General features: G+C 59.2%; 13 protein-coding genes. 4 read left to right on the top strand and 9 right to left on the bottom strand.

The window, feature by feature from the left end; translation table 11 throughout:
* Positions 1-11: 11 nt before the first annotated feature.
* The 5 genes from HX875_RS27655 to HX875_RS27635 form a co-directional block, all read right to left on the bottom strand.
* Complete coding sequence (locus HX875_RS27655) at positions 12-1,163, bottom strand: polysaccharide pyruvyl transferase family protein (protein WP_177047545.1); 1,152 nt, start codon at positions 1,161-1,163, stop codon at positions 12-14.
* Complete coding sequence (locus HX875_RS27650; protein ID WP_177047543.1) at positions 1,160-2,620, bottom strand: oligosaccharide flippase family protein; 1,461 nt, start codon at positions 2,618-2,620, stop codon at positions 1,160-1,162. Before HX875_RS27650 ends, HX875_RS27655 begins: the two co-directional genes overlap by 4 nt.
* On the bottom strand, positions 2,617-3,888 hold the full coding sequence (locus HX875_RS27645) for a DUF6369 family protein (protein WP_177047535.1): 1,272 nt from the start codon (positions 3,886-3,888) through the stop codon (positions 2,617-2,619). The genes HX875_RS27650 and HX875_RS27645 overlap by 4 nt, the downstream gene beginning before the upstream one ends.
* A 127-nt stretch (positions 3,889-4,015) precedes the next feature.
* Complete coding sequence (locus HX875_RS27640; RefSeq protein WP_177047533.1) at positions 4,016-6,244, bottom strand: polysaccharide biosynthesis tyrosine autokinase; 2,229 nt, start codon at positions 6,242-6,244, stop codon at positions 4,016-4,018.
* 45 nt (positions 6,245-6,289) lie between these two features.
* Entirely contained in the window at positions 6,290-6,730 is a 441-nt protein-coding gene (locus HX875_RS27635; RefSeq protein WP_177047664.1) for a low molecular weight protein-tyrosine-phosphatase, read from the bottom strand.
* A 223-nt stretch (positions 6,731-6,953) separates the two neighbouring features.
* Here HX875_RS27635 and rfaH point away from each other — a divergent pair, with 223 nt between their 5' ends.
* From rfaH to HX875_RS27620, 3 genes are all read left to right on the top strand, one after another.
* Complete coding sequence (gene rfaH, locus HX875_RS27630; protein ID WP_177047531.1) at positions 6,954-7,463, top strand: transcription/translation regulatory transformer protein RfaH; 510 nt, start codon at positions 6,954-6,956, stop codon at positions 7,461-7,463.
* A gap of 119 nt (positions 7,464-7,582) precedes the next feature.
* Positions 7,583-7,891 carry a phosphomannomutase gene (locus HX875_RS27625; protein ID WP_256348189.1) on the top strand — a complete coding sequence of 103 codons (309 nt, stop codon included), beginning with the start codon at positions 7,583-7,585 and terminating at the stop codon, positions 7,889-7,891.
* Complete coding sequence (locus HX875_RS27620; RefSeq protein ID WP_177047529.1) at positions 7,888-8,235, top strand: hypothetical protein; 348 nt, start codon at positions 7,888-7,890, stop codon at positions 8,233-8,235. The genes HX875_RS27625 and HX875_RS27620 overlap by 4 nt, the downstream gene beginning before the upstream one ends.
* On the opposite strand, the gene HX875_RS27615 is transcribed toward HX875_RS27620, so the two are convergent.
* The 4 genes from HX875_RS27615 to HX875_RS27600 all read right to left on the bottom strand — a co-directional run bounded on the left by HX875_RS27615 (position 8,187) and on the right by HX875_RS27600 (position 11,493).
* Positions 8,187-8,810, bottom strand: coding sequence for a hypothetical protein (locus HX875_RS27615; RefSeq protein ID WP_177047527.1), 624 nt, complete (start codon positions 8,808-8,810; stop codon positions 8,187-8,189). The two genes, HX875_RS27620 and HX875_RS27615, sit on opposite strands and share 49 nt — an antisense overlap.
* Positions 8,811-8,878: 68 nt before the next feature.
* Positions 8,879-9,868 carry an ABC transporter substrate-binding protein gene (locus HX875_RS27610; protein ID WP_177047524.1) on the bottom strand — a complete coding sequence of 330 codons (990 nt, stop codon included), beginning with the start codon at positions 9,866-9,868 and terminating at the stop codon, positions 8,879-8,881.
* On the bottom strand, positions 9,861-10,628 hold the full coding sequence (locus HX875_RS27605; RefSeq protein ID WP_177047522.1) for an ABC transporter ATP-binding protein: 768 nt from the start codon (positions 10,626-10,628) through the stop codon (positions 9,861-9,863). Before HX875_RS27605 ends, HX875_RS27610 begins: the two co-directional genes overlap by 8 nt.
* Before the next feature lies 1 nt (position 10,629).
* Complete coding sequence (locus HX875_RS27600) at positions 10,630-11,493, bottom strand: ABC transporter permease (protein WP_177047521.1); 864 nt, start codon at positions 11,491-11,493, stop codon at positions 10,630-10,632.
* A 250-nt stretch (positions 11,494-11,743) separates the two neighbouring features.
* Here HX875_RS27600 and HX875_RS27595 point away from each other — a divergent pair, with 250 nt between their 5' ends.
* Positions 11,744-12,832: an LLM class flavin-dependent oxidoreductase gene (locus HX875_RS27595; protein WP_177047519.1), complete on the top strand. Its 1,089-nt coding sequence runs from the start codon at positions 11,744-11,746 to the stop codon at positions 12,830-12,832.
* Positions 12,833-13,046 lie beyond the last annotated feature (214 nt).

The following is a 13,046-nucleotide window of genomic DNA, read 5'->3' as shown; positions in this document are numbered from 1 at the left end:
GCCCCTCAACTCTATTTTTCATCGACCCAGTTCAAAAAGTCGTCCACCGCTTTTTGTGCAAGGGCAGAACGCTGGGCGATCTCCTGCTTTAGGTGCTCGGCCATTTGCACTTTGGATTGCCTGAACTCAGCGATGGTCGAGAGGATCACCTCAGGGTCCGGGGTGCTGACGAGCCTGGTGCCGCGGGGCAGCATTTCATGGACCTTTTTCAGCTTGTTTTCGATCTCGACCGCGATGGTCGGAAAGCCCAGGGACGCCGGCAGCAACACGCCGTGTGCACGGGCGCTGATGATCACGTCGGACTCGATGATCAGTTTCGCCATGAAGGTTTCAGGGGTTTCGCCGGCAGCGTCCCAGCACAGCCATTCGAACTGGTCGTACTTGTCGATCAGGTGCTGGTCACGCTCTTTGTAGAGCGAGACCAGGCGCACCTGCTCGCCGCGCCTGGCCAGTTGATCAGCCGCCTGCACCATCGCCTTGATGAACTGCTGCCCGTTCGCGTCGTGGGGCCAGTCCCGCAGGATAAAGGACAGGTACTTGCCCTTCTTGAGGCTGCCGATTTCCAGGTCCTTGCTGGAGATCCACAAGTCGGAAAGCAGGCTGGGGTCGGTGTACACCTCGACGTCGGACTTGCCGAAGGTGTTGCAATGCTGCTGGCTGGTGCCGTCCCGCACGGAGATGTAGTCGCAGCGATTGATCACGCTGACGGCGCGGTCCAGCAACTTGCCACCGCCATCAAACGGGCCCAGGCCGATACAGAACGCCGCCAGACGCTGGTGGAAATAGATCCGGTCGACGCCGCCGCGCAGGCCGACATACAAACGCAGAAGCGTGGACTTCAGGTCGGTTTGCGCCTTGAGGCTCTTGTGCAGCTTCGCCACGATGCCCTGACGGGCGGTGGCGGCTTTGGCCGGCGGGATGAACGAGAAGAACTGGCCCCCGCCACCCAGCACCACCAGGTCGGCCTTGACCGGCTCCTTGATGTGCAGCCACTTGATACGCGGGTTGAAGTTGCGGGCGATCTCCGGGTGATCGACACCCACGGCGATATCCGATTCCTTAAAGCGTTTTTTCAGAATATTGATCACGCATAGCATTAATACGTCATCACCCAAATTACCAGGACCGTATGCCCCCCGGATATATACTTTGCTGACATTCATGCTGGGCTTCCATTTTCCACGGGGTCGTTAAACACGGTATTCAAGGCAAACGTCGTTGCGAGAATGTAGATAAATATCAACGCCAGTATCATCAAGCGATAGACCATACTTTCAACGTAGGCACTTGAGATAAAACTGACAAAAGGCAATGTCCACAAGATCAATATCCTGGGAGAAACCAGCAACTCCAGCGGGAGTATTTTCTTGTAGACGAAATACGGCAGGCCGAGCAGGAAGTGGATGAACTGGGAGCCGATAAATGCCTTGGCAATCCCGACGGCGCCCTCCTCCCGAAGCCATAGCGCCCCGGCGATGAATAACAGGCCCCACAGCACGTTACTCATGACACTGAACCAGGCCAGGTTCATCACGATCATCTTTCTTGAAATGCCGGACTTGAACGCACTGAGCAGCGAGCCAAGAATCACCAGGGTCAACGTCACTTCAAAATCCCGCCCCAGGAAACTACTGCCGTAGAGCTTCGCCAATAACTCGGGAAACATGATCACCGGCTGGATAATGACCAACACCACTAACCAGCCCGACAGAAAGTTCAAGGCGTCCAACTTGCGATTCTTGCTTCCCAGCGCGGCCGCCAGCATCGGCACCAGTACCGAGCCCAATACCACGGAAACATGGGAAAAGATCGCGTTCCATTGCATGGCGGCGGCGTACATACCGAGCGCAGCCAGGCCGTTGCTGGCTTCCGCCAACAGCTTGTTCGCAAACCAGTTCATCGGGGCCACCATCAAGCCCGTCAACAACACCGGCAGGCCCACCGACAGCACCGCGTGCTTTTCAGTGATCGCGCCCTTGAAACTCAGCGTGGTGCCCCTGGCCTTGAGGATTTTCCAGCACGCCAACGCGCTGAAAAATACGATCAATAACTGAGAACCGGCCAACCCCAACAGCGCGCCGTTCAAGCGGAACTGCACGGTCAGGAAATACGTGGCCGGGATCGCGACAATCGCGATGATTCCATTGATCGTCGCAATCGTGCGGTACTGCCCCCAGCCTGTCAGGCAGCCTTGGGTCCAACCCGACAAAATAATCAGGGTGATGGTGCACAACACGATCAGCGACGCGGCGTTCAGGCTGTCGGTGCCCAGGATGACGCTGGAGAAGAAATCCGGGAAAAACAGCGCTGTCCCGATGATCAGCGCACTGAACAACACCGAAAAAACCAGCGTCAGGGCGATGCCCTTGCCGGTTTTCTCGGGGCTCAGGTCCTTGAACTGCCCAATATGCTTGGCCGTCGCCGTGGTGGTGGCCTGGGCGGCGACGTTGGCAAGCATCACGATCGCGCTCTGGATCAGGCCGTACTCGCCAAACGATTGCGCGCCCAATACACGCGCAACCAATATCCCGGTAATCACCACCGACACTTTCGTGGCAACGGCGGAGATGAAGCTCCAGGCCGTACTGGACACGAATTTTTTCAACAGTGTGCTGTTCATCCGGCATTCACCTGCAAGGGCGTGGTTATCAGCGGCTGACGCGGGCTGAGGATTTTTTTGCGTTGCCTGGCGGCGTGTTCGGCACACACCCGCAGGACGATGGCGCCATACGCGATGCCGATGGCGTAGGGCTGATACGGCGTGGCCGAAACGATGAACATCACGCCCAGGAAGATCCCGATTGAGACGGCCACCCGGCTGTTCATGTGCTGGGTGATCGAGGTGACAAATACGTACAACAAGTACAGCCCGATCAGCCCGTACTTAACAAAGTAAGTCAGGTAGGCACTGTCGATATTCGAGTTCTTGTCATCCAGGCCACGGTATTCAAACCACGGAATCTCGAACGGCGTCCCGGCTCCCAACCCCACAAAGTAGTGCATGGGGTTCATGCCCCGGATCAACTCCAGCGCAGGGCTGAAGCGCGTAGCCAGCTGCGCGGCCATGCCTTCAGACGACAAACCGTCATTGATTCGGTCGGCCCCGATCATAGTGCTGATGCCGATAAACGCCATCAGCACCACCGCGCCCGCCAGGGCGACACCGATCATGCGCGCCGGTTTTTGGTATTGGTGAATGATGATCGCCGCAAACACCGACACAAAAATGAACCGCGAGTTGGCGATAAACAAACAGATGAGCGAGGTCGCCAGGCAGATGCGTGCGAGCTTTTTGCGCTGCTCGAACAGCCGTGGGTCGATGAAGTAATAAATCAGGTAGGCAACCGCTGCGTACGTACCCCCATCCAGGTAGCGATAGGCGTTTTCTTCGTAGTACACGTCCTGGAATTTGTACAAACCCAACCGCAGCCAGGCGATATCCAGCACGTTGAAAGCGGTCATCGCAATCAACAGCTTCAGCACCGTTTGCAGCTTCAGGGTTTTCGCGGCGAGGGTCGCGATATTCGTCAGCACGATAAACGACAGGATCATGATGAAAGGCCGAACGTCCTTCAGCAGGTACTTGTTCGAAGACTCCAGCAGACCGCAGGCGAGCAGCACCACATACAGGCCACAGCCGAAGAGAAGCGCGCCCGGCGCGGTCAGTTGGCTCTTCTGCGTGAGCACCTGCCTGATCAGCAACGCCCCCAGCCCGCCGACGATATAAAAGTCGAAGAAGTAGATCCCCTTGAGGGAGATTATTTCGCTGTAGGAGTTGCCCGTGGGAATCACCGACAGCATCACCCCGAACAGCACAATGGAGTACTTCGGGCTTTTTGCCGCGAGCAAACCCGCAGACAGCGCGACAAGGGATAACAGGTAAAACATGGCTGGCTATTCTTCAGGCTGATTTGAATTTGGCACGCTACCGCCCCAGGATTTTTCGTTCATTTCCTGAAAACGGGGCTTCTATCCTGCTGATACTGCGTAGGACGATGGTGCGTAACGAGGTGAATCAGCTTCGATCAGCCTGGTACTCGTACTGGTAATACCCGTAGTTGCCGTAGCCATATTTGGCGGAGGCTTTCTTTTCCACGCCGTTGAAGATCGCGCCCCGCAGCACAATGCCGTTCTGGGCAAACCGGCGGATGGTGTGTTCGATCTCCTTGGCCGGGTTCAGGCCGTAGCGGGTGACGATCAGGTTGGTGCCCGACTGCCTGCCCACAATCGCCGCGTCGGTCACGGCCAGCAGCGGCGGTGTATCCAGGATGACCAGGTCATAGCGCTCGCTGACCTGCGACAACAGTTCGGTCAGGTTGCGGTGCATCAGCAATTCAGACGGGTTGGGCGGTATCTGCCCGCGACTGATGAGGTCGAGGTTTTCAATCCCGGTTTTGTGAATCGCGGTTTCAAGCGTGCATTGGTTGGAGAGGACATCGGAAAGGCCACCCTTGGCGGACACACCCAACACCTTGTGCAGGTAGCCGCGGCGCATATCCACGTCAATCAACAACACGCGCTGCCCGGTTTGCGCGATCACCGCGGCCAGGTTGACCGAGACGAAGGTTTTACCCACCTCGGGGCTGGGGCCGGAAATCATGATCCGGTTATTCGGCGCCTCGAGCATCGCGAAGTGCAGGCTGGTACGCAAACTGCGCAAGGCCTCCACCGCCAGGTCAGTGGGGTGACTGATGGCGAGCAATGAAGACCCGGCATCGGCACGCCCACGGGCGCGGGTGATCTTGTCTTCTTCAACCTTTTGCAGAGAGCTGTAGGGAATCGACGCGTACACCGGCAAGCCCAGTTGCTCGATGGCTTCGGGGCTTTCCAGGCCGCGGTTCAGCGCCTTGCGCAGCAGCACCAGCGCCACCGCCAGGAAGCCACCCAGCAGGGTCGCGATCAGCACGATCAGGATCTTTTTCGGCTTGATCGGCTTGAGGTAATTGACGTCGGCGGTGTCGATCAGGCGTACGTTGCCCACGGTGCCGGCGCGCATCACGTCGAGCTCCTGGGACTTGTTCAGCAGTTGGGTATAAATCGCCGTACCCACCTCCACATCCCGGGTCAGGCTCAGCAGTTCCTGCTGGGTGGAAGGCAGGCTTTCGACCCGGCTTGCGAGGCTTTGCTGCTTGCTGGTCAACTCACCGATCTGGGTCAGCAACGCGCGATACGCCGGGTGCTGGCGGGTGAACTTGCGGTCCATCTCGGCCTGCTGCAACTTCAGCTCGGAGATGCTGGTGTCGAGCCCCACGATCTGGTCGAGAATCGCCTTGGTCTCGAGGGTGATGTCCACCGACTTGCTGCGGGTCTGGTATTCATTCAAGGCCTTGCCGGCTTTCTCCAGGTCCTTCTTGACCTCTGGCAGTTGCTCCTTGAGAAACGCCAGGCTTTGCGCCGCTTCAGCCGAGGTGCGCTCCACGTTTTGCCGCACGTAGATGGCCGCGATCTGATTGAGGATCTTGATCGCCTGGTCCGGGTCGGTGCTTTCCAGCGCCAGCCCGATCATGCCCGACTCCTTGCCCCGCTCAACCACGTCCAGGTTCTCCTGGTAGTCGAGGATGCTGCTCAGGCGGGGATTACGGATAACCCGGAAACGCGTGCCGGGTTTGGCGCGCAGCTCTTCAATCTGGAAGGCGACGCCGTTTTGCTCGATCAGTTGCCCGGCGTGGCCAGCAGCCAGGACCTGGTCGTCCTCATCCACCAGCGTGAATTGAGCGTTTTCACCCACGGTCAGGGTCAGCTTCTTGCCCAGTTGCCCGTCGGGCAAATCCAGCTTGAAGATCTTCAGCGACTCGCCGCCCCAGGCAAAGCTGTCCAGCCCCAGCAAGGGCTCGGCGATCACACCGGGGTTGGTCTTCTGAAAGCGGCGCGCCAGGAACTCGCCCACCACCGGGAAATACATCGGCTGTACGACGATATCGAGTTTCAGGTTATCGACGGTTTTGCCAATCACGTAGCGCGACTGGATCAGCTCGATCTCGGTGGCCGAAGGCGACTCTTTGCCCAGCATGCCGCCGATATCGGAGAAGCCCAGCAAGTCGTTCTTTTTCGCTTCGACCTGCAACAGGGCATTCGCCTGATAGACCGGGGTCGCCAGCACCGCATACGCGGCGCCGGTCACCATAAACGCGCCGGTAACCGCGGCGATCAACCATTTATGGTCGATCAGTGTTCCAAACAGACCGAGGAGATCGATCTCCTCGTTTTCGTCTTCCCGTGCGGTGACTGCTGGCGCTTGCTGCATAAGTCGGATTCTTAGCCTTTATATCGATTCAAAAAGTAGTGGCGATCAACGTGCTAGCCGCTGTGCCCATGCGTTTACGGCTTCTTCGATCAACGCATAAGCGTGCACAAATGCGGCCTTCCCTTGACGGTAGGGGTCGCTGATCTCTCGCTCGTTTTGCCATTTCCCCAACAGCAAGACCTTGCCTCGTGCCTCGGGAGCCATGCCGAGCACCGCACTGATGTGCTGGCGCTCCATCACGAGGATCAGGTCGGCTTCGCTGATCGCCTGGGGCGCCAGCTGCACGGCCTGGTGCTCATCGGCGGGATGGCCATGAGCTTGGAGTACCGCACGTGCGGTGGTTTCAATCGGCTTGCCGACCAATGCGGCAATACCTGCAGAACTGACCTTGATGTCGGAGCGCGCGAGTGCGCCACGTAAAAGACTTTCCGCGGTGGGACTACGGCAAATATTGCCAATACAGACGATCAACACTCTTTTAAACAAGGCGATATTCCCCGGGGCATCCATTACCCATGAAACAACTAGTAACTTCACGGCAGTATTTATTAACACGGAACTTTAATTTCCCCCAAAATTATCTCCGGACGAAAAATAACAACCCCTACGCACAACCAGACAATTTATAACATTCGTGACTTTGCAGCATTTATCGGCTTTAAATTACCCAACTACGCACTATCGTTTTATATAGACAGAGGGACGCCCCATGAGCGCAAATGCCAACAAGGCCTGGTACCTGGTCCAGTGCAAATCCCGGCAGGACGAGCGCGCCGAAGAGCATCTGCAGCGCCAGGGCTATACCTGCTTTCGCTCGACCTATAAACGCGAACGGCTGTTGAAGGGCCAGCGCAGGACCACCCGCGAATCACTGTTTCCCGGCTACCTGTTTATTCAGATGAGCCTGCAGGACAGCTGGAGCTCCCTGCGTTCGACCCGCGGTGTGTCGCGGGTTGTGGGCTTTGGCGCACACCCGCTGCCCATCAGCGATGCCCTGGTGGACGAACTCCAGGAACGCGACCACCAGGCCGTGGTGGCCGCCCTGTTGAAGCCGGGGGAAAGCGTGCGCATCCATGAAGGCCCGTTTGCCGAGCTGGAGGCGGTCTTCCTGGCAATGGACGGCGAGGAGCGTGTGGTGTTGCTGATGAACTTCCTGCAACGGGAACAGCGCATCAGCCTGCCGTTGACGGACGTCAGTCGAGTTCAGGCAACTTATTGATATAAGCAATCCCAGACTAAAAATAACAATCAACTTGTTAACAGACTAAAAATAACATCGCCTTACTTTTTCGCCTCTTCAGAATAGAGTAATACCTGAATAAACAGCGAGGAACAGCCATGAAAAGTTCAAAGCTATTGGTAGAGCGTATCGGCCTGTTTCCTTCTTCGGGAAACATTCACGTCAAGGTAAATAGTTCAACCACCGTTGTAGAACGCATGCAGGTGTTGTACGCCGGCAACTCGCTGGACAGCGACGAATCCTGCTCGGGGCTTTCAATGGTCTTTGCCGACTGGCGCTTCAAGTTGCAGGTCAGCAATCCCCTGTCCGTTTGCCTGTGCGTGGAAAGCCGCGGCGACAGCCACCTGATGCAAACCAAGACAGCCGAATTGCTGGCCAATATTTCCTGCACCGAGGAGCGGCCATGAGCATCTATGGGGATTTGAAACGCGCCTATGCCCTGAAAGGGCTAACCACCGCGTTTGAAGGGTTCGCGGGCCTGGCGCCCAACGAGCACCTGCCGGCGGAGCAATATGCGCGCAACACCCAGGTCATGTCCCGCTGGCTGGATCATTTGCGAGGCAACTCGCCGCTGGACATTACCGACACGCTGTTCAAGCAAATGAGGCGCGCCCAGCGCCGTGGCGATGCCCGGCGCTTCAATTCACAGACGGTGCTGCTGGGGCTGCTGGTGGAAAGCAACATGGCCGTGGACCTGGCCACTTACTCGGCGTTCAACAGGGTGGGAGCGGCCCGCCAGGAAGGCTCCTGATGGGCCTCGTCGGCCCCTGAAACGGCGACGGCCACATGATTGAGCAGCTTCTCGGCGTTGTACTTGGGCGCCATGGCACTTAACAACAGAATCACCATTCCCCCACCGATCAAGGATGGGGAAACCCGCACCTCCACCACCTCAAGGCGCCATAGAAACGCCAGCGCCGCCATCCCGCCCAGGAAGCCACCGGCCAGCGCCTCGTTGAGCGGATGAATATAGGGTGCCACGCAATAAGCACTGAACCAGCCGGTAATCAACATCCCGGCGATAGCCGCCGGCCAGCGCCAATCGGGATTGATCCGTCGCGCCACCAGGCTCATCGCCACCGGGACCATCAGCGAGGTATTCATCGCGTGACCGCTGAGCACGGCAATATCCAGCTGATGCAGCGCCACGCCCCAGCCCTTGAACAGCAATTTGCTGAACGCCACGATGGAATAGGTGCAGGCGATTGTCATCAGCCACCACTTGACCGCCTGGGGCCGGGAATACCAGAGCCAGACGGCGATCACCACGGCGGCCGGAATCATGACGGTGATACCGCCATACTGCGCAAGTTCTTCCCGTATCACGTGCTGTTCCCTACTTGCGAGTTTTCCCGGGCCCATGAGACCTCAGACCCGGGCAAAACACAACGACTTCAGGGCGCGGCAGCCAACGATTGCGGCGAAAAAACCTCGGTATCGGTCAATGCCTGCACCTCTACCCGGTGCGGGAAAATCTTCTTTTCCACAAACAAATCATCCACCTGCTGCAACGCCTGCACGTCGCGTTCCTCGACCGGCAACAGCGACTCATCACCCCATTTGCGCAGCAACTGTGAAACCTCCAGCGGGATATCGTTGACCTTGGCAAACACCCGCGCGTATTCCTCGGGGTTCTGCTGCGCCCACTCGAAGGCCTTGGCGAAACGCTGCAAGACGTCACCCAACGCCTTGCGCTTGAGCGGGTCGGTGAGCACTTCGTCGGAGGCGGTGATAAAGGTCAGGCCGGTGTTGATGCCCTCCCCGCTGATCAGCACGCGCGCGCCCTTCTGCTCGGCGAATGCCTGGTACACCCCGAAGGTGGCCCAGGCTTCGATCTTGCCGGCGTTGAACGCGGGCAATGCATCGGTGGGCAGCACGAAGCCGACGTTGACGTCCTTCTCATCCACGCCGGCATTCTCCAGGGCGCGGATCAACAGGTACTGGGAGATGCTGCCACGGGCGGACGAGACCACCACATTGCGGCCTTTCAGGTCTGCCACGCTGTGGATCGGTGAATCGGGCGGCACCAGGATCGCAATACTGCGCGCCTGGCTACGACGCACGGCGACGATACGCAATGGCGTGCCTCCCGTGGCCGCCGCCAGCACCGGCGTATCCCCCGCCGGGCCGAGGTCCACGGCACCGGCGCGCAAGGCTTCGAACAGCGGCGCGGCGCCCTGGAAGTTGGCCCACTGAACCTTGTAGTCGATGCCGTCCAGGGCGTGAGAGGCCTCCACCACCGTGCGCAAGCCCTTGGCCTGGTCACCGAGGATCAAGGTCACGCCGGACAAATCCGAAGAAGACTTCGGGGCTTCGGCGGCCTTTTCGCAGCCGCCCATCAATAACGCCGCTGCCAACAGCAGAACCGCCCTGAGCTCAACCATGGGCAAACCGCCGTACGCTGGCGTTTGCGGGCTGTGCCGCCGGGGCGTCCACTTCCACCCCGAGCAGGCTGAGCAAGCGCGCACGAATCGCCTGGAACCCGTCCTGGCCAGTATCCCGTGCACGCGGCAGATCGATGCTCAGTTGTTCGGCAATCTTGCCATCCGCCAGCACGATCACGCGGTCGGCCAGCAGGATCGCCTCGTCGACATCATGGGTCACCAGCAACACGGCCGGCGTGTGCTTGCGCCAGAGCTCGATGATCAGGCGATGCATCTTGATGCGGGTCAGCGCATCCAGGGCGGCGAAGGGTTCATCCAGCAACAGCAGCTTGGGCTCGCGCACCAGGCCGCGGGCCAATGCCACGCGCTGGGCTTCGCCGCCGGACAGGGTGGCGGGATAAGCCTCCAGCCGATGGGCCAGCCCGACTTCGGTCAAAGCTTGCACGGCACGGGCCTTGGCGTCGGGCACCCGCAGGCCGAGGATCACGTTTTTCCAGGCGCGCTTCCAGGGCATCAGGCGCGGCTCCTGAAACACTGCGGCCCGGGCCTTGGGCACGCGCAGCTGGCCGCTGTCGATACTGTCCAGGCCCGCGAGGCTGCGCAGCAAGGTGGTCTTGCCGGAACCGCTGGCGCCCAGCAATGCGACAAACTCCCCGGGAGCGATGTCCAGGTCCAGGCCATCGATGACCCGTTGCTGGCCGAACTGGCGCACCACATTACGCAACTGCACCGGTGCTACTGAAGCTTCGAGAATCGACATGTCAGTTCCTCACAAACGATGGGCGCCAGGCCAGGGCAAAACGCTCCAGGGTGCGGATCAGGCCATCGATCAGCAGGCCCAGCACGCTGTAGATCAGCAGGCAGATCACGATCACGTCGGTGCGCATGAAGTCCCGTGCATCACTGGCCAGGTAGCCGATGCCGGCGGTGGTGTTGATCTGCTCGACGAACACCAGGGCCAGCCACGAGATGCCCAGGGAATAACGCAAGCCGACAAAAAACGACGGCAGCGAGCCCGGCAGGATCACATGCCAGATCAGCTCGCGACGGTTGAGGCCCAGGGTGTTGGCGGCCTCGATCAATTTGGGGTCGATGTTGCGGATGCCGGCGAACAGATTGAGGTAAACGGGAAAGGTGGTGCCGGTGACGATCAGCGCGATCTTGGTGAACTCACCGATGCCGAACCAGAGGATGAACAACGGCACCAGCGCCAGGGACGGAATGGTGCGCAGCATCTGCATCGGCGAGTCGAGGATCACCTCGCCGCGCTTGGACAGGCCGGTGATCAACGCGGCCACCACCCCGATACTCACGCCGATGCTCAACCCCAGCAGCGCCCGTTGCAGGGACACCAGCAAGTGCTTGCCCAGCTCGCCGGAGACGATCATTGCCCACAAGGTGCCGCCAATCTGCGACGGTGCGGCAATGATCCGGGCCGGGATAAAACCCAGCTCGGAGGCCAGCTCCCACAGCAGCAACAACACAACCGGGCTGACCAGCCGCAGCAACACCTCGGGGGTGCGCCAGTTGCGCAGCCAGCGCGGAATCAAGCGGGATGCAACCCCGGCTTGACCCTCGGCCTTGTCGACGGAAAACGAACTGGCGTTAAGGGACTTTTCAGTCATCGGGCTTCCTTCCTCATCAAGAACACGGCCAGGAGCGCCGCTGCGGTTTCATGCTATTCGCATAAAAAACCTCAGTGAAATTCTATTTGGGAATAACCTAATGCGATTAAAATGCGCATTACTGATAACTATATAAAAATATGATTCTGTATTTTTATAATTAGGATAGAACCAATCGGCATTTTACAGGCCCGGTTGCGGCCCCTATTTTCGATAGCAGCTTTATTCCTGCCCTCAACAAGGACTGACCATGAGCATCGAATTTATCGGCTATATCGGCGGCCACCACGCCTCCGAGATCCACCCTCGCAGCGGCCCGACCTTGCAACCCGACTACGTGGAAACCGTGGCCCGCGCCCACGAAGAGGCCGGCTTCGACCGTGCGCTGGTGGCCTTCCACTCCAACAGCCCGGACAGCACGTTGATCGCCGCCCATGCGGCCAGCGTGACCCGTACGCTGAAGTTCCTGATTGCCCATCGACCAGGTTTTGCCCAACCCACCCTCGCCGCCCGGCAGTTCGCGACGCTGGATGTGTTCAACGGCGGGCGCACCGCCGTGCACATCATCACCGGCGGTGACGACCGTGAACTGCGGGCCGATGGCAGCCATATCGACAAGGACGAGCGTTATGCGCGCACCGACGAATATTTGAGCGTGGTGCGGCAGGAATGGACCAGTGAAAAGCCCTTTGACCATCACGGCACTTACTATCAGTACGAGGGTGCGTTTTCCACGGTGAAGTCGCCGCAGCAGCCGCATATTCCGTTGTATTTTGGCGGGTCTTCGGCGGCGGCCATTGCGGTGGCGGGCAAGCATGCGGATGTGTATGCACTGTGGGGTGAGACCTACGAGCAGGTGAAGGAAGTGGTTACCCAGGTGCGCGCTGAAGCGGCCAGGCATGGGCGTACGGTTCGCTTCAGTTTGTCGTTGCGGCCGATTCTGGCAGAGACCGAGGCGCTGGCGTGGGAGCGTGCGGACAGCATCCTGGAGCAGGCGACGGCGTTGGCTGAGCAGAATGGGTTTGTGAGGCGTGAACCGCCGAATGAGGGGTCGCGTCGGTTGTTGGCGGCGGCGGCCCAGGGGTCACGGCTGGATAAGCGGTTGTGGACCGGGATTGCGGGGTTGCTGGGGGCTCAGGGGAATTCGACGTCGCTGGTGGGTACGGCTGACCAGGTGGCCGAGGCGTTGCTGGATTATTACGACTTGGGCATCACGACGTTTTTGATTCGCGGGTTTGATCCGCTTAATGATGCGATTGACTACGGCAAGCGGCTGATTCCGCTGACTCGGCAGTTGGTGGCTGAGCGGGAGCGTCAGGCGGCTGAAAAAGTGGCCTAGATTTGGGGGTTGGGCCGGGTACATATCCGTTATTTAGGTAACGGCGGCTTATGGTTTCGCTCTTACAGCGAGTCACTTTGCAAAAGCGGCAAAGTAACCAAAACGCTCTGCCCCGCCTGTCGGCACCTCGCCTAGGCTCGGTGTTCCCTCACTCCGGGATTGCTCCGCGGGCCGCCGCGACGGGGCGTCCCTGCCCCGTCGCGGCTAAACCGGC

The organism is Pseudomonas yamanorum (assembly GCF_013386765.1).
GTDB classification, from domain to species: Bacteria; Pseudomonadota; Gammaproteobacteria; order Pseudomonadales; family Pseudomonadaceae; genus Aquipseudomonas; species Aquipseudomonas yamanorum_A.
This window is presented reverse-complemented; position numbering and strand designations above follow the sequence as displayed.

Coding starts and splice junctions, on each gene's coding strand:
- HX875_RS27655 (WP_177047545.1), bottom strand. CDS start 1,163: ATGAATGTCAGCAAAGTATATATCCGGGGGGCATACGGTCCTGGTAAT.
- HX875_RS27650 (WP_177047543.1), bottom strand. CDS start 2,620: ATGAACAGCACACTGTTGAAAAAATTCGTGTCCAGTACGGCCTGGAGC.
- HX875_RS27645 (WP_177047535.1), bottom strand. CDS start 3,888: ATGTTTTACCTGTTATCCCTTGTCGCGCTGTCTGCGGGTTTGCTCGCG.
- HX875_RS27640 (WP_177047533.1), bottom strand. CDS start 6,244: ATGCAGCAAGCGCCAGCAGTCACCGCACGGGAAGACGAAAACGAGGAG.
- rfaH (WP_177047531.1), top strand. CDS start 6,954: ATGAGCGCAAATGCCAACAAGGCCTGGTACCTGGTCCAGTGCAAATCC.
- HX875_RS27625 (WP_256348189.1), top strand. CDS start 7,583: ATGAAAAGTTCAAAGCTATTGGTAGAGCGTATCGGCCTGTTTCCTTCT.
- HX875_RS27620 (WP_177047529.1), top strand. CDS start 7,888: ATGAGCATCTATGGGGATTTGAAACGCGCCTATGCCCTGAAAGGGCTA.
- HX875_RS27610 (WP_177047524.1), bottom strand. CDS start 9,868: ATGGTTGAGCTCAGGGCGGTTCTGCTGTTGGCAGCGGCGTTATTGATG.
- HX875_RS27605 (WP_177047522.1), bottom strand. CDS start 10,628: ATGTCGATTCTCGAAGCTTCAGTAGCACCGGTGCAGTTGCGTAATGTG.
- HX875_RS27600 (WP_177047521.1), bottom strand. CDS start 11,493: ATGACTGAAAAGTCCCTTAACGCCAGTTCGTTTTCCGTCGACAAGGCC.
- HX875_RS27595 (WP_177047519.1), top strand. CDS start 11,744: ATGAGCATCGAATTTATCGGCTATATCGGCGGCCACCACGCCTCCGAG.